Raw genomic sequence first — 22048 nt, 5'->3', positions numbered from 1 at the left:
AAAATAAAGACGGATCGCTGCTCTAAGTAGAATCTATGGAACCTCTGTTCGGAACAGAACGGGGGTTTTATTCCCTCTTTCAGCACCGCATTATGGAGTTCAGTGATTAAAAGGAGCCTGTAATGGAAAAGTTGTTTACTTCATACACCGTCGGCGACACGACAATTCAAACCCGTATTGTCATGGCACCGATGACCCGTTCCCGGGCCAGAGAAGGGGATATTGCCGATAACCTCACCGCTAAATATTATCGTCAGCGCGCATCAGCAGGCCTTATCGTCAGCGAAGGCTCTCAAATTTCCGTTCAGGGGCAGGGGTATCTTTTTACGCCTGGTATCTACTCTGCTGCACAGGTAGAGGGATGGAAGAAAACGACTCAGGCTGTTCATCAGGCAGGCGGCAAAATATTCATCCAGCTCTGGCATGTTGGGCGAATTTCGCATGTCAGTCTGCAAAAGAATGGCGCCGCCCCCGTCAGCTCAGTTGCCGTCAGGGCTGAAAACTCGACGTGTTATGCCCGTGATGAAAATGGCATTGCTGGACCTGTTCCGGTTTCATTCCCGCGCGCTCTTTCAGCCAAAGAGATCGGTTTGGTCATTCAGGATTATGTACAGGCCGCTGAAAATGCTATTGAAGCGGGTTTTGACGGCGTCGAAATCCACGCGGCAAACGGCTATCTGCTTGAACAGTTTATTAATGGCGCTCTGAACACGCGCAGCGATGAATACGGTGGTGAGAGAATTGAGAACCGACTGCGATTCGTGCTTGAAGTGACTGACGCTGTATCACGGGCGATCGGTGGAGGAAAAACCGGCATACGACTTGCGCCATTTGGTCGTCTGTTTGATATGCATGCATTCAGCGGTGAAGAACAAACCTGGCTGACGCTGGCAGAAGAGCTCACGACACGCCAGCTGGCCTATGTTCACCTGAGCGATCAACAGACTTTAGGTGAACAGGCTATTCCTGAAGGATTCATTGAGAAATTCCGAAAGGCCTACAGTGGCACTCTCATTATTGCAGGGGGATTCGATAAGCAACGAGCCGAAATTTACCTGCAGGAAGGAAAAGCGGATCTCATTGCTTTTGGCAGACCCTATATTGCCAATCCTGACCTCACAGAGCGGATGAAAAACAACTGGCCGCTGAATGAAGTTAACCGGGCAACAATGTATGGTGGGGCTGAGGAAGGCTATACCGATTATCCGTTCTGGCCAGATACAACGGCATAGCCGTCCCATCAGTCAAGTAAGCCGTCTTCTGCTGCCTTTATCAACGTGTCCACAACATAACGAATTTTAGGTAACAGTTGGCGGTTTTTAGGCCAGAGCGCACTGATGGGCATTTCTCCACCGGAATGTCCGACCAGAACCTCTTTCAGCTCCCCTGATTCAAGATATTTTCCAACCAGCCATAACGGCAGTTGTGAAAGCCCACAGCCCGCCAGCGTGGCCGATAACATCGCATCTCCGTCCGCAAACTCATGGGTCGCTGGCGGCGTATACCGCGAAATCTGACCATCATTTTCTTTGAGTAGCCAGGAGATCGGCTGATTCCGGCGAAACCCCACCACACACTGATGCTGGCTCAGTTCTTCAGATGAAACGGGTTCTCCACCGTACAGTAAATAGTCAGGAGAAGCGCAGATAACCAGTTTCTGCGTGGTCAGCCTTCTGGCAACCAGCCCACTGCTGTCGGCAAGTTCACCAATGCGGATGACAAGGTCAATACCCTCCTCAATGAGGTCGACAAATCGTTCGCTGAAAGTGACGGTCAATGCGAGTTCGGGATAACGGCGTGTAATCTGCAGCAGGATCGGCAAAATACGCTGTCTGCCAAAGGCTGCGGGTAAGTCCACCCGAAGCCGCCCTGAAGGCTGGCAGATATGAGAGGTCAACTCGGCTTCTGCCTGCTCAAGAATATCCATGGCATTTTGACAACTTATCAGGAAACGCTCACCATCCGGCGTCAGGCTCAGACGCCGCGTGGATCGCAGAAACAATTTAAGTCCCAGCCTGGCTTCAAGGCGACCCACACTTTTACCCACGGCTGATTTTGTCAGCCCGAGTCTCTCAGCCGCCGCGGTAAAACTTCCCTGCTGTGCAGTAGTGACAAAGGCGGTAATTCCGCCCAGGTGATCGGTATTTCGCATGTTGAATATTCCGTTAAGTGCTTCAGGACCAGTCTGCGTGACGAATGACGAGGTAGCGGCCTCCCTCTTCAGCCAGTTCCAGGCAGAGTCTCCGTTCAATACCATCTACAGGAAGTAACAGGGTGCTCTTCATCGCCAGAATGTCTGTCTCTTCAATACTTATCCCGTCGGGATCGGCACTGCGTAAAAATGCGGGTAAATTCTGCCGTGTATTCTCATCGGCTTTCCCGGAAACGATCGTTGAAACAGCCCCAGACCTTGCGGTCAGCATAAGCTGAAAGAAACGGGCTATAAACGAATGTACCCGGTTTTCACTGAATGACTCACGGAATACCTTATCAGGGTTTTGATATACGGGAGTTTTCTGCATGAAAGTAAAAAAAGCGTCCTCTCCCTCACCGAATAAGAGCGTTGTCCGGTATTCCGAAAGTGCCCCTCCCACCGTCAAATCACTTTCGACCCTCTGGTAGCCAATATCCATATTAACGGTTGCCTCGTTTTCCTGGCCGGGAATAAATTCAAAGCGCCGGATAAAGTGCGAGCCCTTTTCGTATGGCAGGCTTTTCAACCAGCTATCCATTCCGTCTTTTCCCTCGGCCAGAAGATGCGTGCCGGCATGAACCAGCCTGACGTACGGAGTAAAAATATCCAGATGCCGGCTGACCTCCTCTGTTTGTCCCTCAAAAAAAGCAAACCAGCGATGGGCAATATCACATGCCGAGTAATACCGGGCTTTCCAAATCTGCTCTTCAGTCATGGTTTTTCCTTGTCTGTCTGTCGTGTCGTGTCGCAGGTGGTTTTGGTTTGTTGACGCAGAGTAAGACATCAAAGATACCCCTAAAGAAGAAACAGGATTGTAGAATCTAAGTCCGCATAGATGCGACCGAAACCCGATTTATCATCCGTGTAAAAACAATCATAGTAATTTCCGAAATGATTAATTTACCTCCGGACGACTGTTCCGGCGATGTGGAGATAATGATGAAAGAGAAAACAATCCCCCTGTCACTGCTTGACCTGGCACCCATTACCGAAGGCAATACCCTTTCTGACGCCATTACCAACAGCGTGCGGCTGGCGCAGGCGGCCGAAAAAGCCGGGTATCACCGTTTCTGGATGGCAGAGCATCACAATATGGTCGATATCGCCAGCGCGGCGACGGCGGTGATACTCAGCCATATCGGCGCAAAAACTGAAAAAATTCGTATTGGCTCGGGTGGCATTATGCTGCCAAACCATGCACCGCTTGTTGTCGCTGAGCAGTTTGGCACCCTTGAGATTATGTATCCGGGCCGCGTTGATTTAGGACTGGGCCGTGCGCCGGGCACTGACCAGGAAACATTGCAGGCGCTGCGCCGTGAAACCCGCGCCAAGGGACTCGACTTCCCCGACATGCTGGATGAACTACAGCATTTTCTTGCGCCTGCACAACGCGGACAGCGTATTACGGCCGTGCCTGGTGCGGGGCTCGATATTCCGTTGTGGCTGCTGGGTTCGAGTACCTTCAGTGCACAGCTGGCGGCGCAGAAAGGTTTGCCCCTTGTTTTTGCCTCTCACTTTGCGCCCGATGCCATGCTCGCTGCCATTGATACCTATCGTTCAGGCTTCCGCCCATCAGAATCGCTTGCCGAACCGTATGTGATGATTTGCGTCAACGTCGTCGCCGCTGAAAACCAGAGCGAAGCAGACTATCTGGCGACTACCGAACTGCAGAAGTTTGTAAATCTTGGGCGGGGCGTTGAGGTGAAATTACCGAAGCCGGTAGACGATATGAATGCGCTCTGGCATCCGGTAGAGGCTCAGCGCGTACTGACTCAGCTGCGTGAATCGGTGTGGGGCACAAAAGAGACCGTCCGGACCGGCCTGAATGACCTGGTCCGCCGTACCGGTGCGGATGAAATTATGGTGAATTCGTGGATACATGATGCCGATGCAAGGATCAGGTCACATCAGCTCATCGCTGAAGCCTGGAACTGATGGCTATGAAAAAGCTATTTACCGGCTACAGGCTCGGCGATATCACCCTGAAAAACCGCTTTATCATGGCGCCCATGACGCGCTCCCGCGCACGGGACGAGCATGCTGATGCCTTAACGGCACTTTATTACGCACAACGTGCCAGCGCCGGATTAATTATTTCTGAAGGTTTACCGGTCTCTCGCGAAGGCACTGGCTATCTCTTTAATCCGGGGATCTATCTCGACAGTCATGTTGAAGCCTGGCTGCCCGTCACACAGGCCGTGCATAAGAAAGGAGGAAAAATATTTGCTCAGCTCTGGCATGTTGGACGGGTATCTCATACCAGCCTCCAGCCTGGAGGGCAGCCCCCTGTCAGCGCCGTCGCCGTTCAGGGTGGCAGCGCCTTTGCCTGGGATGAAAATGGTGAACCTGCAACGGTTACTGCAAGCCTGCCCCGCGCCCTGCTGACTGAAGAGATTAAGCTGATAGTGGCTGATTTTCGCAAGGCCGCTGCCAACGCCATTTCGGCGGGGTTTGATGGCGTGGAGGTGCATGGTGCCAATGGCTATCTCATTGAACAATTCATTAATCCTGTACTGAATACGCGCGATGACGGCTATGGCGGCGGAAGCCTGGCAAGCCGTACGCGCCTTCTTCTGGAAATTGTTGACGCCATTTCAGATGAAATTGGTACAAGCCGGACGGGCGTGCGCCTTTCCCCCTGTAATCAGCTTCAGGACATGGCTCCTTACGCCGATACCTCAGAAACCTATCTTTATATCGGTAAGGAGCTTAGCCGCAGAGGGATAGCTTATGTCCACCTGATGGCCCAGGAGCCCGTGATGTTTAACGGCCTGTTGCGCGATTTCCGAAAGGTATGGCGTGGCACGCTTATCCTCGCCGGTGGCCTTACTCCCGCTCAGGCCGCGGCACTTATCGACGATGGGCTGACCGATCTTGCGGCTTTTGGCAGTCCGTTTATCGCCAATCCAGATTTTGTTGAGCGGGTCCGCAAGGGCTGGCCACTGACTATGGCCAGGCGAAGTTCCTATTACGGCGGGGGGGAAGAAGGCTATACCGACTATCCCTTCCATGTTGAAGATCATAACTGAGGCGCAGCCAGTGAAATGTCCATGCGCGGGCACATCAGGCAGCACTAACCTGCTGATGGTCATGTAAATGGCATTGAGTCCAGATGCACCAGATTAATCAATAACACCTTTTCAAACAATGAATTGCAGGACACTGCACACAGGAGAACACGATGACACCTTCAAACGGCTTCAAGCATGTGGGCTTTCTTATTCGTAAAAAAGGACAGAGTTTTGAAGACTTTGTAAAGCACTGGGATGAAGTACACACGGAAATTGCTCTGCGTTTGCCGGGATTACGGGGCTACGTTTTAAATCCCGTCGATCGGGAAAAATACCCTGATGCCCCGGTAGATGGGTTTTCTGAATTATGGTTCGACTCCATTGAAGATGCCGTGGCTGCATTTGACTCGCCGGTTGGTCAGGAAGCCTTCCGGGATGTGCCGAACTTTGTCGATTGGGCCGCCATTACCTACATCACCGAAATCAGAAAGCGTTAAGACATCACTCTTAGCCTGCGATCGCGTTGGTTAATTCCGGACCGTTAAAAATGCCCACATCAGACAGAGAAATATCGAAAACAGGCGCTGTACAGACAGGAGATATTCAATGATTACCCCCCTTAGCCGCTCAGATGCACTCAGTTTTATGGAAACACTTCGCAAAAGCTGGGAATCCGGCCACTGGGCCGATACGGATTGCTCTGTGGCTGAAACGGTCAAACTCAGAAGCAGCCACAAAGGCATACTTCATGGTAAATCAGCATTAATCACAGCGTTACGTGAAGATACATCCTCTGAAAAGCATCTAAATCTGGTGACCTCTAATTTTTACGCGGCTGCGGACGGAGAAGGGACCGCCATGGTAAGCGCCTATCTGTATGGTGAGGTAGCACCAGGCGCAAAATATAATCCCGTTGCCCTGTTTGGCGCAGTGTTGCGACTGACGCTGAAAGCAGAGTCTGATGGCTGGAAGCTGACCGAAGTGCTTATAAACATCGGCTGGGCGGAAGGTGATACTGATTATCTGGTTAACTGGCGTCTGCCTCCTGGGCAACAGGGGTGGCGTCCGGGAGATGCGCCACCTGTTCTGGTCAGTGAGCTGGATTCCCCTTGGCATTGCATTGCGCAGAACCAGATAAAGGCGACTGAAGAAGAGCAAATTGAGGAGTCCTATTCACGTTATTCGTGGGGGATCGACCAGAATGATTTTAGCCAGTTCCGGACCTGTTACACCTTAGATGCTTGCGGACAATTCCCTCCACTGGGACCATTAAAAGGTCTGCACAGTATTGTAGGATCGCTTAAAGAGTTTCGTCGTCACTGGCCCTGGATGCAGCATTATGGTGTCCCACTAAAAATCACCCTCAGAACAGACGGTACAACAGCTGAAATGTGGACGGGGCGCTTAATACCAGGACAGATAAAAAATAAGAATGGTGAGTGGATGTACGGTGCTCATTATCGAATTGAGCTTCGCAAAGAAGAGGGTTTGTGGAAGTTCAGCTGGAGCGAGTACGTTCCCGGCTGGTTCTCTGAAGAGAATCCTCCTTTTCTGAACTGAAACTCTTCGCGCATTCTCTGGCAATTAAGCTTTCTGGTTATGAAGGCTTAATTGCTGAGAAGTTGTTTGTTTGAGGTCCCCCCCTCAACACCATACATTCCATAAACAAGGTCCGCTTTTCGCTCTTTGCGGCCCGTTAGTTCAGTTAGCGTTGCATCGACTCGTTGAACTCACAGCGCGTTGCCGACCTGGGTTTCGTTCAGGCAGCAGGCGGCGGTATCAATCAGGCGATAACCCGTATTGATGGCATCAATAACGGCGCGCTGCATACGGCGGCATCCGTCATCTGAAAAACACCAAAGTCCAGCAGGGGCATGTCGATACCATTGTAAAATGGTACCGTTTGTATGAGGTTATCCTTCAGCTGTTGTGTCGGAAAAGCATAACGCAGAGTGATTAATTTGATTATAGTGGGTAATTCTCTAGGGTTTATTAGGTGAGCTCATTAATTTAGAGGGAGTGATGGTCGGCTTTGTGCTGCGGGTTAAAACCCGGCGAGAGGGCGGAGGGAACCGACTTCCTTTGTTACCCATTCTGATAACTTAAGAGGTCGTCCGGGTGTGACAATATTTCGGTAATCATGAGTTTACGCCTTTATCTGACAGAGGTACTTTTGAGTTACCTGTTTTACCTGACAACTGCCCCGATCGCAGCGAGCCTGTGCGGTGTGGTGCGTCAAACTGACACACGAAAACACCGTCTCCATGGGTCCTGGTTTTAAACATCATCCACCACTACGGAAATTCAATATGCTGCAGTCTTCATCCGTTCGCTTCAGGGTGGCGGTTATCCTCCGGGTTTGCATGGCACTCACTACTGCTGCCATTGTGGCCATCAGCGCAGGTTCCCCACTGGGCACCTTCCGTGAAATCATGTCCAGTCCGGGGTTATATATTGATCTCTTCTTCCTGCTGCTCCTGATTTTTACCTTGGGGAATGTTGCCTGTGTTTTCGTTGACGGACGTCCCCTGAGCGGAGCAATTAACGGCCTCATACTCTGGATCGCTGCAGGTGCATTCGATGTGATGGATGAAATAGTCAGTCAACCGCGATGGGTGGGCTACTTCTGCGAAGATTTGTTAAAGCTGTCCGGAATGCTTCTCACCGTTATTAGCGTCTATTGCATCATCATGCGGATGAATTCACGTTTTTCCGTGGCGCAGACCAGCGCCCTGCATGATGAACTCACCCGGCTTCCGAATCGGCGTTATTTTGTGGAAACCCTCAGCAGCGCGACCAGTACACAGCTGTCAATGATGATCATCGATATTGATTTTTTCAAGCACATCAATGACCGGTGGGGGCATGATGCCGGTGATGGTGTTTTGTCCAGATTCGGCGGACAGCTTGCGGGTATCAGTGGGCCTGCACTGAAAGTTTTCCGTATCGGTGGAGAGGAATTTGCGGTAATCGGCGAGGGGCTTTCCCGGTATGAGGTGATTCGCTATGCAGAATCCATCTGCAGGAATGCCCGGAACATCAGACTGGATGATGGTCAGGGTATCTCCGTCAGTATCGGGGTTGCTTTCCGGAAAGTTGGGGAAAGCCAGCAGTCGTTAATGAAAAAAACCGACATGGCGCTCTATCGGGCAAAGGAAAACGGACGAAACAGAATTGAGTTGGCCGGCAATGAAAGGTCTGTATCTTAACCTTGTTCAGATATCCTCCTGACATTAAGGTAATTTCCGCCCTTTCGCAGCCTGTCAGTGTCAGTCGTAAAATAGACATGAATATAGTAATCGAAGAGTTTTGCATTAGATAAAAATGTGATTTACATCACAAGTAAACTCTCTTTAATCGCCTAAAAATCAAGCTATTACATTCGACGACAGGGATGAGATGTCACCCTGCCGTTTTTTATGTGACACAGCGATTTATCGCTGATGTGCAGCGCCAGGCCACAGCACGGAGATATCGTTGCGGCCAGCGTGCAGGGGGAGTTTATGATCAAATGGCTTCTGCGGACGTCGAGACTGACGCTGCAGCCCATGACCCCTCCTGGTCGCCGATTCATGTCTAATGAGATGTATACGCGCGACTCCCTCAATACATTTAACGCCGAGCTGGCAAGGTCAAAAGACTCTGCAGCGCTGATCGGACCTTCTGCTCAGTGAGTCAGTCCGCTCCGTGCCAGAACCGGACATGGCAAATGCCACGATGTTTCAATTAACCGGCACCAAATAAATAAGCAGGCTTTGACCCCCTTCGTTTTTCTCATTCACTCAGACATTAGTCAAAATAAGGTTTCAACACTTCTTCAGTCCACTTCATAAAAGCCCTCACTCTTTGCGAAAGATTGCGTCTGTGCGCGACAACGAAAGATGCATTTAGCGGCATGGGCCGCAGATTGGGAAGGATTTCAACCAATGTTCCACGTTGAATATGGGGCAGGAGGGCGGAATACCCTCCCTGAATTAACCCTAAACCCGCCAGTCCTGCTTCGTGGTAGGCCGGTACGCTGTTAACCGTCATCGTGCCGGGTAACATCAGCGACTTGTAGCCATCACCTGACGGATATTCCCATCCGTCAGGTTTCGCGCCAAAATTGCGCATGTAATGAACCATCCTGTGCCCCTGATTAAGAAGATCATCAATCGTCTGCGGCACATCGAAGCGTTTCAGATAGCCAGGGCTCGCTGCATTGATCATCCTTAATTGTCCTAGCGGCCGGGCGATCAGGGTTTCATCAACAACAGGTCCCAGACGAATGACGCAATCAAATCCTTCCAGAACCAAATCAACACGGCGATCAGTACTCGAAAGCTCAAGTTCGAATTCCGGATGAGCGTCCAGTAGTTTTGGGAGTGCGGGGATAATCACGCTTTCTGCCAGAATAGCAGGCATATCAACACGCAAACGTCCTCGCAGAGACATTCCGCCAGGTGAAAACATTGAATGCAGTTCGTCTGCTTCCGCCAGCAAGTCTCGTGCACGCGAATAAAAAATGCGGCCATCTTCGGTCAACTGCACCGTCCGGGTGGTGCGGTGCAAAAGTGTAGCGCCTACGTCATGTTCGAGCTCGCGCACCACGATTGAAGCACGTCCTTTCTGAATACCAAGGCTTTCAGCTGCCTGGGTAAAACTCTTCATTTCCGCAACTCGCGCGAAAATAATCAGTGCCTCAAGATTTTTCATTGTTCCTCTTTAAGATAACAGTGCGTTAATTATCAGGTTATTTATGCCTACTGTAATGCTTAATAGACTGTCTTCACACCGCGTTATCCAGCGCAGACACTTGCTGAAGGCAATTATCATGACTCAACCCCTTTCAATCTGCCGATGCTGCCCCTGAAGAAATGTCATCAGGTGATCCAGAAACAGCACGCCTGTATGGCGCCGGAATAAATCACACCTAACAAAAGAGATAAAGAAATGAACAAAGGATATTTAATCGCGCATGTCACTGTATCGGACGCTGTTGCCTACGCCGAATATGCTAAGGCTGCCGGAGAAGCAATGCAGGCGTTCAGTCCAAAGGTTGTTGCCTGGTCCGGGCAGTATGAAAACCTTGAGGGGGAATCCCATGAAAGGCATGTTGTTTTTGAGTTTGCTTCTTTTGCCGAGGCCAAACGTTTTTATGAGAGTCCTCAATATCAGGCAGCCAAAGCAATACGTGCAGGTGCTGCGACCGGAACTTTTGTGCTGGTTGAAGGAGGCGCTTAATATTCGGCGTAATGCTTGATAGAAAAGATAACGGCTTTGGCACGAAGGTCTGCCTGATGAAAGACCTTCGTGCCAGATGTGATGCTCATTGGGCATCATGGGAATGTTATGAAAGGAAACCACTTCACTATTTGCTGCCTGCGGTGAGCTAAAACTCTAAGCGTATGGCCACCAGGGTTTAAATCTAGCCTTACCATTATCCTCGCGCCATTTCTATCATCCCTCTTTCAACACGAAATACAGATGGCGTTCCTCGCGCAGCCCCAGGGTATCAATGACGTTGACGGGGCGGCAGATGGGCACTATTTTTGAGCCTGGTTCACGAGTACCAGCAGCAAGGTTCAGGTACTGAACATGCATAAGCCAGGCAAAAAAACTCAGGCACAGTGCCTGGGTATTTTTGTGATGATCAAACTTTCCGGGACTAATGTTGATGAGATTACGTTCGCTGCAAGTACTCTGTTTGCTCAACTTTTTTATCGCTGATGTCCGCGATGGACTCGGGCCGTTTTTAGGTATCTTTCTGGTGTCCCATCATTGGCGCGCAGAAGAAATTGGTCTGGTGATGACGGTGGGAGGGCTGGCCGGATTGTTAGCCACGTTCCCCGCAGGGATGATCGTCGATGCCACACGTTACAAACGTCTGTTAATTATCACTTCATCCCTGCTCATTACGTTTAGCGCGCTGGCCCTCTGGTATTTCCCGACGTCCACCGTGGTGATTTTATCGCAAATCATTACCGGTATCGCGGCAGCTATCGTTGCCCCCGCCATTGCCGGCATAACCTTAGGCATCACCGGTCAGAAAGGCTTTTTGGTGCAGATGGGCCGAAATGAAGCCTTCAACCATAGCGGTAATATGGCGGTTGCCGTGCTGGCGGCCATCACCTGCTGGATCTGGGGCACCGGTTCCGTATTTTTACTGATGACCACGATGGCTGTATGCGCTGTGGTGTGCACATTAGCCATCAATAAAAACGATATAGACCATGATGTGGCGAGAGGGGTTGAAAAGCACCAAGGTCCGGCCGTTTCTGTCTCGATTCTGGCGTTGCTAAAGCGACCTGAACTGGCGGTAACCGGAGTGACTCTGCTCCTCTTCCACCTGGCCAATGCTGCGCAACTGCCGATGTTAAGCATGAAGGTCGCTTCCTCTCCCTCGGGTTCTCTGTTCACGCCGGGTACCTATGCTGCCCTTACGGTCGCGATTTCTCAGGCGGTGATGATCCCCGTTGCATTGCTGACGGCCAGATATGCCTCAAAATATGGCTACGCCAGACTTATCGACATTGCGCTGATCGTATTACCCTTTCGCGCCGCGATTGCGTCTTTATGGAGCAATGAATTCGTTATATTCCCCGTTCAGGCGTTAGACGGTGTCGGTGCAGGTATTTTGGGTGTGGCCGTACCCGGACTTATTGCCTCGTTATTTAATGGCTCAGGGCATATCAACGCAGCGCTTGGACTCGTGATGTTACTCCAGGGGCTGGGCGCCTCATTCAGTCCGGCGCTGGCGGGTGCCATCGTAAGCCATTCGTCATGGAGCTTCGCCTATATGATTTTGGCGGTCATTGCGCTCTGTGCTCTTTTCATCTGGCTGATTTTTAGCAGACACATCAGGGCTGTGACTTAATTACCAAATGGTCACTCGTTGTCAATTAAGGTTCATTAAGTTAAGCTGGAAAAATGACTAAAAATATCAATGTACACCCTCCAAGAGGGCCATCGGATCACAGCGTCCGCGATCAGATCGTGGACGCTGCGACAGAGCATTTCGGGCATTTTGGTTATGAGAAAACCACGGTGTCTGAACTGGCTAAATCAATAGGATTTTCAAAATCTTATATCTATAAATTTTTCGATTCCAAGCAGGCGATCGGCGAGGTGATCTGCGCTAACCGGCTGGCGATGATCATGGAAATTGTCAATTCTGCGATTGCAGATGCCCCGTCGGCCTCCGAGAAATTACGGCGTTTATTCCGCGCCCTGACTGAAGCCGGCAGTGATTTGTTTTTTCACGATCGCAAGCTTTATGACATTGCTGCCGTCGCTGCGCGGGATAAGTGGCCTTCGGCGGAGGCGTATGAAAAGCGGTTGCGGCTTCTGGTTGAGCACATCATTGTTGAAGGGCGGCAGTCGGGAGAATTTGAACGAAAAACGCCGCTGGACGAGGCCGCACATGCCCTGTATCTGGTGATGCGCCCCTATATCAGCCCGGTTCAGTTGCAGCACAATCTGGAGACGGCACCGGCTGCCGCGACTCTCCTGTCCTCCCTGATACTGAGAAGTCTGTCACCCTGAGTTTTGTGACCATTGACATTATTGGTCACTAGTCTGAGAATGCGGTTACTCTCCTGTTAACTGATTTAAGGGAACCCATGCTCAGGCTTAATCCTGCCACCTTTGCTGTCTGCCTGTTGCCGCTTGCCCTTGTGGCCTGCGGCGACACTTCCGGTACTGACGATCCCCGTACACAGCCACCTCTGGTCAGGTCTGCGACCGTAGTGAGTGCTGTAGATACCTCCCGCGCATTTACCGGCGTTGTCGTCGCCCGGGTCCAAAGCGATCTCGGTTTCAGAGTGCAGGGCAAAATCCTTGAGCGCCTGGTCGATACCGGCCAGACGGTTAAACGTGGTCAGCCATTGATGCGTCTGGATCCGGTTGACCTGGGCCTGCAGGCGCAGGCTCAACAACAGGCCGTTGCTGCGGCAAGGGCGCGGGCAAAACAAACGACAGTTGAAGAGGCGCGTTACCGCGGGCTGATCGCGTCAGGCGCCGTGTCGGCATCGGCCTACGATCAGATAAAGGCTGCCGCCGACACGGCCAAAGCTGACCTCAGTGCGGCTCAGGCACAGGCCAACGTGGCGCAAAACGCGACGGGCTACGCCGTGCTGCTGGCCGACGCCGACGGTGTGGTGATGGATACGCTGGCTGAACCCGGTCAGGTTGTCAGTGCCGGTCAGCCGGTAGTCCGGCTGGCGAGAGCGGGGCAGCGGGAGGCCACCGTGCAGTTACCTGAGACGTTACGTCCGGTTGCCGGAAGCGACGCGCAGGCAACGTTGTACGGCACCGCTCAACAGTCAGTTCCTGCAAAACTGCGCCTCCTTTCAGATGCGGCGGATCCGCTAACCCGCACCTTTGAGGCGAGATATGTGCTTGAGGGGGCGCTGGCCAATGCGCCGCTGGGATCCACCGTGACACTTCATATTGCAGACGAGAAATCACCGGCGCAGGTGATGCAGGTGCCTTTAGCTGCACTTTATGATCCGGGCAAAGGGCCGGGTGTCTGGGAGATTTCGGGTAAACCGGCCAGGGTGTCATGGCGGCCCGTGCAGGTGCTGAGGTTGGGGGAAGATGCGGCGAGGGTCACCGGGAGCTTAACGCCGGGTGAACAGGTGGTCGCTCTGGGCGCGCATCTGCTGCATGAAGGTGAGGCCGTGCGCATGGCTGAACAGCGCGACGCCCGCGTCGCCGGGAGCCAGCCATGAGCGGGGGAAGATTCAATCTTTCAGCGCTCGCCGTGCGTGAGCGCTCAATCACCCTGTTCCTGATTATCCTGATCACCGTGGCCGGTATCCTTTCGTTTTTCGAACTGGGGCGGGCTGAAGACCCGCCGTTTACCGTCAAACAGATGACGATTATTACTGCCTGGCCGGGCGCCACCGCGCAGGAAATGCAGGATCAGGTGGCTGAACCGCTGGAAAAGCGGATGCAGGAGCTTAAGTGGTATGACCGCAGTGAGACGTATACGCGTCCCGGCCTGGCGTTTACCATGCTTTCGCTGCAGGACCGCACGCCGCCTTCACAGGTGCAGGAAGAATTTTATCAGGCGCGCAAGAAGCTGGGGGATGAGGCCAAAAATCTGCCGGCAGGCGTCATCGGGCCGATGGTCAATGATGAATTCTCCGACGTGACCTTCGCGCTCTTTGCGCTGAAGGCGAAAGGGGAGCCTCAGCGACTGCTGGTGCGCGATGCGGAATCTTTGCGTCAGCGTCTTTTGCATGTGCCGGGGGTTAAAAAGGTCAATATTATCGGTGAACAGGCTGAACGCATCTTTGTCTCGTTCTCGCATGACCGGCTGGCCACGCTGGGCATTTCGCCTCAGGATATTTTCTCCGCCCTTAACAGCCAGAACGTCCTGACGCCCGCCGGTTCGATTGATACCCAGGGGCCGCAGGTGTTTATCCGCCTTGATGGCGCTTTCGATAAGCTGGAGAAAATCCGCAAAACGCCCGTTGTCGTTCAGGGCAGAACCCTGCAGCTTTCTGACGTGGCAACCGTTGAGCGGGGCTATGAAGATCCGGCGACCTTTATGATCCGCAATCAGGGTGAACCGGCGCTGCTGCTGGGCATCGTGATGCGGGACGGCTGGAACGGTCTGGATCTGGGTAAAGCGCTGGATGCGGAAACGGCCAGCATCAATGAGGGGATGCCGCTGGGCATGACGCTGACCAAAGTCACGGATCAGTCAGTCAACATCAGCTCCGCCGTTGACGAGTTCATGATCAAATTCTTTGTCGCGCTGCTGGTGGTGATGGTGGTGTGCTTCGTCAGTATGGGCTGGCGCGTGGGCGTGGTGGTGGCCGCGGCGGTGCCACTGACGCTGGCGATCGTCTTTGTGGTGATGGAAGCTTCCGGCAAAAACTTTGACCGCATTACTCTGGGCTCACTGATCCTGGCGCTCGGGTTGCTGGTGGATGATGCCATCATCGCCATCGAAATGATGGTGGTGAAAATGGAGGAGGGCTACGACCGCATCAAAGCCTCGGCCTATGCCTGGAGCCACACGGCGGCGCCGATGCTGGCGGGCACGCTGGTCACCGCCGTCGGTTTCATGCCCAACGGGTTTGCGCAGTCCACCGCCGGCGAATACACCAGCAACATGTTCTGGATTGTCGGTATCGCCCTGATTGCTTCCTGGATTGTGGCAGTGGTGTTTACGCCGTATCTGGGCGTGAAAATGCTGCCGAAAATCAAAACAGTGGAAGGCGGACATGCGGCGATTTACAACACCCGCCATTACAACCGCTTTCGCCGGTTACTGACCCGCGTTATCGCCCGCAAGTGGATAGTCGCGGGTACCGTGATTGCGCTCTTTACGGTCGCGATACTCGGCATGGGGCTGGTGAAAAAACAGTTTTTCCCGACCTCCGATCGCCCGGAGGTGCTGGTTGAAGTGCAGATGCCTTATGGCACCGCGATTGAGCAAACCAGCGCCACCACGGCGAAAATCGAAGCCTGGCTGAGAAAGCAGAAAGAGGCAAAAATCGTCACCGCCTATATCGGGCAAGGGTCGCCGCGTTTTTATCTGGCCATGGCGCCTGAGCTGCCCGATCCGTCGTTTGCGAAAATTGTCGTGCTGACGGACAGCCAGGAAGCGCGCGAGGCGCTCAAGTTCAGGCTGCGTGAAGCGGTTGCCAGCGGTCTGGCACCTGAGGCGCGCGTGCGCGTGACCCAGCTGGTGTTTGGTCCGTATTCTCCTTACCCGGTGGCCTACCGGGTCATGGGGCCGGATCCCGCCACGCTGCGCGAAATTGCAGACAAGGTCGAAAAAGTGATGCAGGCCAGCCCGATGATACGGACCGTCAATACCGACTGGGGGCCGCGGGTACCGGCGCTGCACTTCACGCTCAATCAGGACCGTCTTCAGGCGGTGGGGCTGACATCGAATGCGGTCGCGCAGCAGCTTCAGTTCCTGCTTTCAGGTGTTCCTGTCACCGCAGTGCGTGAAGATATCCGTTCGGTGCAGGTCATGGGGCGTGCGGCGGGGGACATCCGTCTCGATCCGGCAAAAATAGCGGGCTTTACCCTGGTGGGTTCTTCCGGCCAGCGCATTCCGCTGTCTCAGATAGGGGAGGTTAAGGTGCAAATGGAAGATCCTGTTCTGCGCCGTCGCGACCGCACCCCGACCATTACCGTTCGGGGTGATATCGCCGAAAATCTGCAACCGCCGGATGTCTCCGCGGCAATTATCAAAGCCTTGCAGCCGGTCATCGGGACGCTGCCGGCCGGATACCGCATAGAACAGGCGGGTGCGATTGAGGAATCCGGTAAAGCCACTCAGGCGATGGCACCGCTGTTCCCAATCATGATTGCCATGACGCTGTTGATTATTATCCTGCAGGTGCGGTCAATGTCGGCGATGGTGATGGTATTCCTCACTGCACCGCTGGGGCTGATTGGCGTGGTGCCCACGCTGTTGCTCTTTAACCAGCCGTTTGGCATCAATGCGCTGGTAGGACTGATTGCGCTGTCGGGCATCCTGATGCGTAACACCCTGATCCTGATAGGGCAGATCCATCACAACGAACAGGAGGGGCTGGCACCCTTCCATGCGGTGGTGGAGGCGACGGTGCAGCGCGCGCGACCGGTGTTGCTGACGGCGATGGCGGCCATTCTGGCGTTTATCCCGCTGACGCACTCGGTATTCTGGGGAACGCTGGCTTACACCCTGATTGGCGGAACCTTTGGCGGCACCATTATCACGCTGGTGTTCCTGCCCGCGATGTATGCCATCTGGTTCAAGATACGGCCCGAAAAGCATGAGTTTACTGAAAGTAAAATCGTGCCTGACGCCAACCGATAGTCCTTAAACGATGAGGGTTTAACGAGGCCACCGGTCGGCAAGTCGTTCCACCGGATAGCTTTTTTGACATCTTAACTGCCCGCAGCCTTACCGGTCGCGGGCGTTTTTTTGAACAGTATTTCCGGGTTCCCCGCAGAGACTCCCGCCGTTTCTGAGTGCCAAAAGCAGCCATGCTCATGAGGGAGAAACCTTCCTGAAACAGAGGCACGTGGCATATCAACTCAACACCAGGAGCCGGCAATACCTTTACGCTTTGCAGCCCGTCACCTGCGGGTAAGCCCTGCATACCAGCATCAATTTGTCCTTTGGCTCAAAGCCGTGATCAATCATGCAGCGTTGCGCTTTGGCGGTACTTCCGATGCTGGCGACATTCAGATTTGACCCGAGGGGTTTGGGATAGCCGCAGGCGTACATGAACGGCAACGCTTCCCGGTTATTAGGAACCTGCGTTGAGAACCCCCTTGGCGCGCCCACTTTACGCCAGGTGACCTGCATGTCCTCGTACCTGCCGGAGTCCGGATTTATCGGGTAGAACCCTTCATCGGCATGATAGGGCAGCGCTTCGAGCCGGGACTGGCTGAGCGGATGCCCCTGTTTTTTTTCGACGCAAGCCGGAAGTTCGGGCATGACCTGACAAAAATCAAACCCGTCTTTACGGGTAAAACCCCTGTGTTGCATGCACAGGAATTGCAACGCCTGTTCGTTTTCGGGCAGGGTATTCATTGAAAGGCCAACCGGATCACCACATTCAGTCATGGCCGATTTCACAGCCTCTTCGGTGGTTGAGGGGCGTTGCCACTGGGTGTACTCCGCAGCAGGTGGACAGCCTGTCAGAAAAAATACCGAAATGACCACGGAAGGGAATGTCATTAGCTGAATTTTACGGAACATCGTGATCCTTATGTTGCCTGCAGATTTTCTGCCGCTACTTCTTCACAATCCCGGCAATATCATTGGTGTTCATCAGATGATAATCGCCGTTCATGTCGGTGTAGCTGGTCATGCCGGTATCACGGTCGCGATCCGGTTCGCCGTGGGCGAAAAACTGGTCACCGGCCTTGGTGTTGATCACGTAATCACCGGCGCATCCGGAGAGTGTCAGGGCCAAAACCACGGCCGTCAGGCAGGATAATTTCTTCATTGTTCAGTTGTTTCCCTTTGCAATTATCTGCCCGCATTACAAAACAACCGCCATGAACATGCAAAGAATAAAAATGTCAGCAAGCGTAAGAGCGGGAGCCGCCGGGCAAGATCCTCTGCGTCTCATCGTGGTGCACGCGAGGGCGGCGTGGCCCTTTTTCGCCTGTTTTCAGCACCAGCACGGTGCGATGTGATCAGACCGTTGTTTCTGCAACTTGCCTCAGAGCTGGCCGCCACGCGCTCTATACTCAACATGACCTGCTGTTCAGTCACACATTGCAACACTGGCAGCAATTTTGCTTAAGGTTTTCACCTTTGGCAAAACCGTAAGGAAACCCCGCCGTCGTCCCCAGGAAATTTCAACTACTCCATTTCAGTGCTTTTGTTCGTGTTTTTGCTACAGGATTTACGACTACGCTCAGGCGTTTTTACTAAACCATTTTGCTCAAACAGGCTTCTAAGGAACATGATGATGTCGATGAAATTTATAAGAAATCCACTCTCTCTTTTACTGGCAGGTTGTCTGGTGACGGCGTTTTCCGCGCAGGCAGATATTGTGATTGGTGTCGCAGGCCCGTTCACTGGCCCGAATGCCACCTATGGCGATCAATACTGGCACGGCGCAACGCAGGCGGCAGAAGACATTAATGCCGCAGGCGGGATCAACGGCGAAAAAATCAAACTGGTGCAGGGCGATGACGCCTGCGAACCGAAACAGGCGGTCGCCGTCGCCAACCGTTTAGTCGATCAGGATAAAGTGCAGGCCGTGGTCGGGCATTTCTGTTCCTCTTCCACCATGCCTGCCTCCGAGGTGTACAACGACGCCGGGATCATCGCCATTACACCCGGATCCACGAATCCGCAAATCACCGAACGCGGCATGAGCGATATGTTCCGCATGTGCGGGCGCGATGATCAGCAGGGGCTGGTGGCCAGCGATTACATCATCGACAAACTGAAAGCCAAAAAAGTGGTCATTATTCATGACAAAGACACCTACGGTCAGGGTCTGGCGGATGCCACCAAAGCGGCGCTCAACAAACGCGGCGTGAAAGAAGTGATGTATGAAGGTTTATCGCGCGGCGAAAAAGACTTCAACGCGCTGGTGACTAAAATCAGTGCGCAAAAACCGGATGTGGTGTTCTTCGGCGGCTGCCATCCTGAAGCCGGTCCGCTGGTGCGCCAGATGCGTGAGCAGGGCGTTCAGGCCACCTTCTTCTCCGGCGACTGTATCGTCAACGAAGAGATGGTCACTGCCGCAGGCGGTCCGCAATACACCAACGGCATTCTGATGACTTTCGGCAAAGACCCGCGTCTGATCGCCGAAGGGAAAGCAGTTATCGATAAATTCCGCGCCAACAAATTCGAGCCGGAAGGCTACACCCTTTACTCCTACGCCTCCGTACAGGCGATTGCCGCCGCCTTCAAAGCCACCGGCGGCAGCGATTCCGCCAAAGCCAGCGCGTGGCTGAAAGCCAACAGCGTCGATACCGTCATGGGTAAAAAATCCTGGGACAGTAAAGGCGACCTGAAAGTCTCTGATTACGTGGTTTATAAATGGGATGACAAAGGAAAGTATCAGGAAGTGAAGGAATAAATCATCTCGATTTGCCCGTTCTGATCTGTGTCAGACCGCGCCCTTATTGGGGTGCGGTCAAAAAAAGAGACTGCGTATTTATGGATTCATTCTTCCTGCAACAGCTGTTCAATGGCATTACGCTGGGTGCCGTCTACGGGTTGATCGCCATCGGCTACACCATGGTTTACGGCATCATCGGCATGATTAACTTTGCTCACGGCGAAGTGTATATGATTTCTGCCTACCTCTGCGCCATCGCGCTGGCGCTGCTTTCCTTCTTCGGGGTGCACTCTTTTCCGCTGCTGATCCTCGGCACGCTGGTCTTTACCATTGTGGTCACCGGCGTTTACGGCTGGGCAATTGAGCGCATCGCCTATAAACCGTTGCGTAATTCCACGCGTCTGGCACCGCTGATTTCCGCCATCGGCATGTCACTGATTTTGCAAAACTACGCACAAATCAGTCAGGGGCCGCGCCAGCAGGGTATTCCGACGATGTTTGATGGCGCGCTGCGTTTTCATATCGGCGACAGTTTTGTCCAGATGACCTACACCAAACTGTTCATTCTGGTGGCCGCATTTGTCGGCATGCTGGTGTTGTCATGGATTATTAGCCACACCCGGCTCGGGCGTATGTGTCGCGCGGTGCAGCAGGACAGAAAAATGGCCTCGATTCTGGGCATCAACACGGACCGGATTATCTCGCTGGTCTTTATGATTGGTGCGGCGATGGCCGGGCTGGCGGGCGTGCTGGTCACCATGAATTACGGCACGTTTGATTTCTACGCCGGATTTATCATCGGTATCAAAGCCTTTACTGCTGCGGTGCTGGGCGGGATCGGTTCCTTGCCGGGTGCGATGCTCGGCGGGCTGATTTTAGGCATTGCCGAAGCGCAATTCTCCGGCATGGTCAATTCCGATTACAAAGATGTTTTCTCTTTTGGATTGCTGGTGGTGATCCTCATTTTCCGCCCGCAGGGCCTGCTGGGTCGCCCGGTAGTGACTAAAGTGTGAGGGAAAATATGACGTCACAAACTGCTGTTGCGGATCACGGCTTCTCGCTCAAACGCTGCCTGCTGGATGCCATTTTTGCCGGGCTGGTCGCCCTGATCATATTCGGGCCGGTAGTGGGCGTGGTGCTCGACGGGTACAGTTTCAACTTTCACAGCCAGCGGCTGGTGTGGATTATCGCTGCGGTAATGGCCGGTCGCTTTCTGCTCAGTGCCTTTCTGGAAACGGCTGCCGGGCAGACCATGCGCGCGCGTTTTGAACGTGACAGCGCGGGTGTTTACGTCCGGCCTGCGGATCACAAAAGCAGCCTGCGCTGGGTGTTGCCCCTGTTAATCGCGCTGGCGATATGCTTCCCGTTCGTCGCCACCAAATACATTCTGACCGTGGCGATTTTAGGGCTGATTTACGTGCTGCTCGGCCTCGGGCTGAACATCGTGGTCGGTCTGGCCGGGCTGCTGGATTTAGGGTATGTGGCGTTTTACGCCATCGGCGCGTACGGGCTGGCACTCGGGTATCAGTATCTCGGCCTTGGGTTCTGGTCAATGCTGCCGCTGGCGGCGGTGATGGCTGCACTGGCAGGCGCATTGCTGGGGTTTCCTGTGCTGCGCATGCACGGCGATTATCTGGCGATCGTCACGATGGGCTTTGGCGAAATCATCCGTCTGGTGCTCACCAACTGGCTGTCTTTCACCGGCGGGCCGAACGGCGTTTCTGCGCCTGCGCCGACGTTTTTCGGGTTGGAATTCGGAAGGCGGGCGAAAGAGGGCGGCGTGCCTTTCCATGAGTTTTTCCATCTGACCTACAACCCCAACATGAAGTTTATTTTCATCTACGCGGTGCTAGTTCTGGTGGTATTGCTGGTGCTGTTTATCAAGCACCGCCTGACCCGTATGCCGATTGGCCGTGCGTGGGAAGCGCTGCGTGAAGATGAAATTGCCTGCCGCGCGATGGGGCTGAACCATGTGCTGGTCAAGCTTTCGGCCTTTACGCTCGGCGCGTCGACGGCCGGTATCGCGGGTGTGTTTTTCGCCACCTATCAGGGTTTCGTGAATCCGACCTCTTTCACCTTTTTTGAATCGGCGCTGATCCTCGCCATTGTGGTGCTGGGCGGTATGGGCTCGACCATCGGCGTGGTGCTGGCGGCCTTTGTGCTGACCGTCGCGCCGGAGCTGCTGCGCAGTTTTGCCGAATACCGCGTGCTGTTGTTCGGTGTGCTGATGGTGGTGATGATGATCTGGCGGCCACGCGGGTTAATCCGCATCAGCCGCAGCGGGTTTGCCGTGCGTAAAGGAGTTGCGCCATGAA

General features: G+C 53.5%; 19 protein-coding genes and 1 pseudogene. 14 read left to right on the top strand and 6 right to left on the bottom strand.

From position 1 onward, the window contains the following. The first annotated feature begins 122 nt into the window (after nt 1-122). Nucleotides 123-1232 (top strand): alkene reductase, encoded by a 1110-nt coding sequence (locus ACO0U8_RS02050; protein WP_217203311.1) that lies wholly within the window; start codon nt 123-125, stop codon nt 1230-1232. Between the two features lie 8 nt (nt 1233-1240). Here ACO0U8_RS02050 and ACO0U8_RS02045 read toward each other — a convergent pair whose 3' ends face one another. Both ACO0U8_RS02045 and ACO0U8_RS02040 read right to left on the bottom strand, forming a co-directional pair. Beyond that, nucleotides 1241-2152 carry a LysR family transcriptional regulator gene (locus ACO0U8_RS02045; protein WP_217203313.1) on the bottom strand — a complete coding sequence of 304 codons (912 nt, stop codon included), beginning with the start codon at nt 2150-2152 and terminating at the stop codon, nt 1241-1243. A gap of 22 nt (nt 2153-2174) precedes the next feature. Further along, the gene (locus ACO0U8_RS02040) at nt 2175-2909 is read right to left on the bottom strand and encodes a hypothetical protein (protein WP_053142520.1); all 735 of its coding nucleotides are present in this window, start codon (nt 2907-2909) and stop codon (nt 2175-2177) included. A 224-nt stretch (nt 2910-3133) separates the two neighbouring features. Here ACO0U8_RS02040 and ACO0U8_RS02035 point away from each other — a divergent pair, with 224 nt between their 5' ends. From ACO0U8_RS02035 to ACO0U8_RS02020, 4 genes are all read left to right on the top strand, one after another. After that, entirely contained in the window at nt 3134-4129 is a 996-nt protein-coding gene (locus ACO0U8_RS02035; protein ID WP_041692051.1) for an LLM class flavin-dependent oxidoreductase, read from the top strand. Between the two features lie 5 nt (nt 4130-4134). Continuing rightward, a complete protein-coding gene (locus ACO0U8_RS02030) occupies nt 4135-5223 on the top strand; it encodes an alkene reductase (protein WP_421670182.1) in 1089 nt (362 codons plus the stop codon). Nucleotides 5224-5375: 152 nt separating this feature from the next. Further along, nucleotides 5376-5702 (top strand): EthD family reductase, encoded by a 327-nt coding sequence (locus tag ACO0U8_RS02025; protein WP_053142517.1) that lies wholly within the window; start codon nt 5376-5378, stop codon nt 5700-5702. Between the two features lie 109 nt (nt 5703-5811). Continuing rightward, nucleotides 5812-6765: a nuclear transport factor 2 family protein gene (locus ACO0U8_RS02020; RefSeq protein ID WP_053143969.1), complete on the top strand. Its 954-nt coding sequence runs from the start codon at nt 5812-5814 to the stop codon at nt 6763-6765. 173 nt (nt 6766-6938) lie between these two features. On the opposite strand, the pseudogene ACO0U8_RS02015 reads toward ACO0U8_RS02020, so the two are convergent. Continuing rightward, nucleotides 6939-7114: pseudogene (locus tag ACO0U8_RS02015) on the bottom strand (aldo/keto reductase); the annotation flags it as partial. A 454-nt stretch (nt 7115-7568) separates the two neighbouring features. Here ACO0U8_RS02015 and ACO0U8_RS02010 point away from each other — a divergent pair. After that, a complete protein-coding gene (locus ACO0U8_RS02010; protein WP_421670181.1) occupies nt 7569-8414 on the top strand; it encodes a GGDEF domain-containing protein in 846 nt (281 codons plus the stop codon). A gap of 580 nt (nt 8415-8994) precedes the next feature. On the opposite strand, the gene ACO0U8_RS02005 is transcribed toward ACO0U8_RS02010, so the two are convergent. After that, nucleotides 8995-9900, bottom strand: coding sequence for a LysR family transcriptional regulator (locus ACO0U8_RS02005; RefSeq protein ID WP_421670180.1), 906 nt, complete (start codon nt 9898-9900; stop codon nt 8995-8997). A gap of 237 nt (nt 9901-10137) precedes the next feature. On the opposite strand from ACO0U8_RS02005, the gene ACO0U8_RS02000 reads away from it, so the two are divergent. From ACO0U8_RS02000 to ACO0U8_RS01980, 5 genes are all read left to right on the top strand, one after another. Then, entirely contained in the window at nt 10138-10428 is a 291-nt protein-coding gene (locus ACO0U8_RS02000; RefSeq protein WP_421670179.1) for a DUF1330 domain-containing protein, read from the top strand. A gap of 433 nt (nt 10429-10861) precedes the next feature. Continuing rightward, the gene (locus tag ACO0U8_RS01995) at nt 10862-12061 is read left to right on the top strand and encodes an MFS transporter (RefSeq protein ID WP_421670178.1); all 1200 of its coding nucleotides are present in this window, start codon (nt 10862-10864) and stop codon (nt 12059-12061) included. A gap of 53 nt (nt 12062-12114) precedes the next feature. Then, nucleotides 12115-12729, top strand: coding sequence for a TetR/AcrR family transcriptional regulator (locus ACO0U8_RS01990; protein ID WP_421670177.1), 615 nt, complete (start codon nt 12115-12117; stop codon nt 12727-12729). 77 nt (nt 12730-12806) lie between these two features. After that, entirely contained in the window at nt 12807-13916 is a 1110-nt protein-coding gene (locus tag ACO0U8_RS01985) for an efflux RND transporter periplasmic adaptor subunit (RefSeq protein ID WP_421670176.1), read from the top strand. Further along, complete coding sequence (locus tag ACO0U8_RS01980; protein WP_421670175.1) at nt 13913-17014, top strand: efflux RND transporter permease subunit; 3102 nt, start codon at nt 13913-13915, stop codon at nt 17012-17014. Before ACO0U8_RS01985 ends, ACO0U8_RS01980 begins: the two co-directional genes overlap by 4 nt. 246 nt (nt 17015-17260) lie before the next feature. Here ACO0U8_RS01980 and ACO0U8_RS01975 read toward each other — a convergent pair whose 3' ends face one another. Together ACO0U8_RS01975 and ACO0U8_RS01970 are read right to left on the bottom strand one after the other, a co-directional pair. Next, entirely contained in the window at nt 17261-17905 is a 645-nt protein-coding gene (locus ACO0U8_RS01975; protein WP_421670174.1) for a hypothetical protein, read from the bottom strand. 34 nt (nt 17906-17939) lie between these two features. Further along, the gene (locus ACO0U8_RS01970) at nt 17940-18155 is read right to left on the bottom strand and encodes a YgdI/YgdR family lipoprotein (RefSeq protein WP_056780940.1); all 216 of its coding nucleotides are present in this window, start codon (nt 18153-18155) and stop codon (nt 17940-17942) included. Between the two features lie 471 nt (nt 18156-18626). Here ACO0U8_RS01970 and ACO0U8_RS01965 point away from each other — a divergent pair, with 471 nt between their 5' ends. The 3 genes from ACO0U8_RS01965 to livM all read left to right on the top strand — a co-directional run bounded on the left by ACO0U8_RS01965 (nt 18627) and on the right by livM (nt 22047). Further along, nucleotides 18627-19751: a branched-chain amino acid ABC transporter substrate-binding protein gene (locus tag ACO0U8_RS01965; protein WP_056780937.1), complete on the top strand. Its 1125-nt coding sequence runs from the start codon at nt 18627-18629 to the stop codon at nt 19749-19751. Nucleotides 19752-19831: 80 nt separating this feature from the next. Beyond that, on the top strand, nt 19832-20746 hold the full coding sequence (locus ACO0U8_RS01960; RefSeq protein ID WP_056780933.1) for an ABC transporter permease subunit: 915 nt from the start codon (nt 19832-19834) through the stop codon (nt 20744-20746). Between the two features lie 8 nt (nt 20747-20754). Continuing rightward, nucleotides 20755-22047: a high-affinity branched-chain amino acid ABC transporter permease LivM gene (gene livM / locus ACO0U8_RS01955; RefSeq protein WP_421670173.1), complete on the top strand. Its 1293-nt coding sequence runs from the start codon at nt 20755-20757 to the stop codon at nt 22045-22047. The last annotated feature ends 1 nt before the right edge of the window (nt 22048 follow it).

The sequence above is a fragment of the Rahnella sp. EDr1-12 genome, from assembly GCF_049206505.1.
GTDB lineage: Bacteria > Pseudomonadota > Gammaproteobacteria > Enterobacterales > Enterobacteriaceae > Rahnella > Rahnella rivi.
The sequence above is the reverse complement of the archived record's forward strand: the minus strand, read 5'-3'. Positions and strand labels throughout refer to the sequence as shown.

What these genes read in the sequence shown, in the direction of transcription:
- ACO0U8_RS01995 (WP_421670178.1), top strand. Translation starts at nt 10,862, where the DNA reads ATGAGATTACGTTCGCTGCAAGTACTCTGTTTGCTCAACTTTTTTATC.
- ACO0U8_RS02025 (WP_053142517.1), top strand. Translation starts at nt 5,376, where the DNA reads ATGACACCTTCAAACGGCTTCAAGCATGTGGGCTTTCTTATTCGTAAA.
- ACO0U8_RS01965 (WP_056780937.1), top strand. Translation starts at nt 18,627, where the DNA reads ATGTCGATGAAATTTATAAGAAATCCACTCTCTCTTTTACTGGCAGGT.
- ACO0U8_RS02050 (WP_217203311.1), top strand. Translation starts at nt 123, where the DNA reads ATGGAAAAGTTGTTTACTTCATACACCGTCGGCGACACGACAATTCAA.
- ACO0U8_RS02000 (WP_421670179.1), top strand. Translation starts at nt 10,138, where the DNA reads ATGAACAAAGGATATTTAATCGCGCATGTCACTGTATCGGACGCTGTT.
- ACO0U8_RS01985 (WP_421670176.1), top strand. Translation starts at nt 12,807, where the DNA reads ATGCTCAGGCTTAATCCTGCCACCTTTGCTGTCTGCCTGTTGCCGCTT.
- ACO0U8_RS02040 (WP_053142520.1), bottom strand. Translation starts at nt 2,909, where the DNA reads ATGACTGAAGAGCAGATTTGGAAAGCCCGGTATTACTCGGCATGTGAT.
- ACO0U8_RS01980 (WP_421670175.1), top strand. Translation starts at nt 13,913, where the DNA reads ATGAGCGGGGGAAGATTCAATCTTTCAGCGCTCGCCGTGCGTGAGCGC.
- ACO0U8_RS01975 (WP_421670174.1), bottom strand. Translation starts at nt 17,905, where the DNA reads ATGTTCCGTAAAATTCAGCTAATGACATTCCCTTCCGTGGTCATTTCG.
- ACO0U8_RS02005 (WP_421670180.1), bottom strand. Translation starts at nt 9,900, where the DNA reads ATGAAAAATCTTGAGGCACTGATTATTTTCGCGCGAGTTGCGGAAATG.
- ACO0U8_RS01990 (WP_421670177.1), top strand. Translation starts at nt 12,115, where the DNA reads ATGACTAAAAATATCAATGTACACCCTCCAAGAGGGCCATCGGATCAC.
- ACO0U8_RS02035 (WP_041692051.1), top strand. Translation starts at nt 3,134, where the DNA reads ATGAAAGAGAAAACAATCCCCCTGTCACTGCTTGACCTGGCACCCATT.
- ACO0U8_RS02045 (WP_217203313.1), bottom strand. Translation starts at nt 2,152, where the DNA reads ATGCGAAATACCGATCACCTGGGCGGAATTACCGCCTTTGTCACTACT.
- ACO0U8_RS01970 (WP_056780940.1), bottom strand. Translation starts at nt 18,155, where the DNA reads ATGAAGAAATTATCCTGCCTGACGGCCGTGGTTTTGGCCCTGACACTC.
- ACO0U8_RS02020 (WP_053143969.1), top strand. Translation starts at nt 5,812, where the DNA reads ATGATTACCCCCCTTAGCCGCTCAGATGCACTCAGTTTTATGGAAACA.
- livM (WP_421670173.1), top strand. Translation starts at nt 20,755, where the DNA reads ATGACGTCACAAACTGCTGTTGCGGATCACGGCTTCTCGCTCAAACGC.
- ACO0U8_RS02010 (WP_421670181.1), top strand. Translation starts at nt 7,569, where the DNA reads ATGGCACTCACTACTGCTGCCATTGTGGCCATCAGCGCAGGTTCCCCA.
- ACO0U8_RS02030 (WP_421670182.1), top strand. Translation starts at nt 4,135, where the DNA reads ATGAAAAAGCTATTTACCGGCTACAGGCTCGGCGATATCACCCTGAAA.
- ACO0U8_RS01960 (WP_056780933.1), top strand. Translation starts at nt 19,832, where the DNA reads ATGGATTCATTCTTCCTGCAACAGCTGTTCAATGGCATTACGCTGGGT.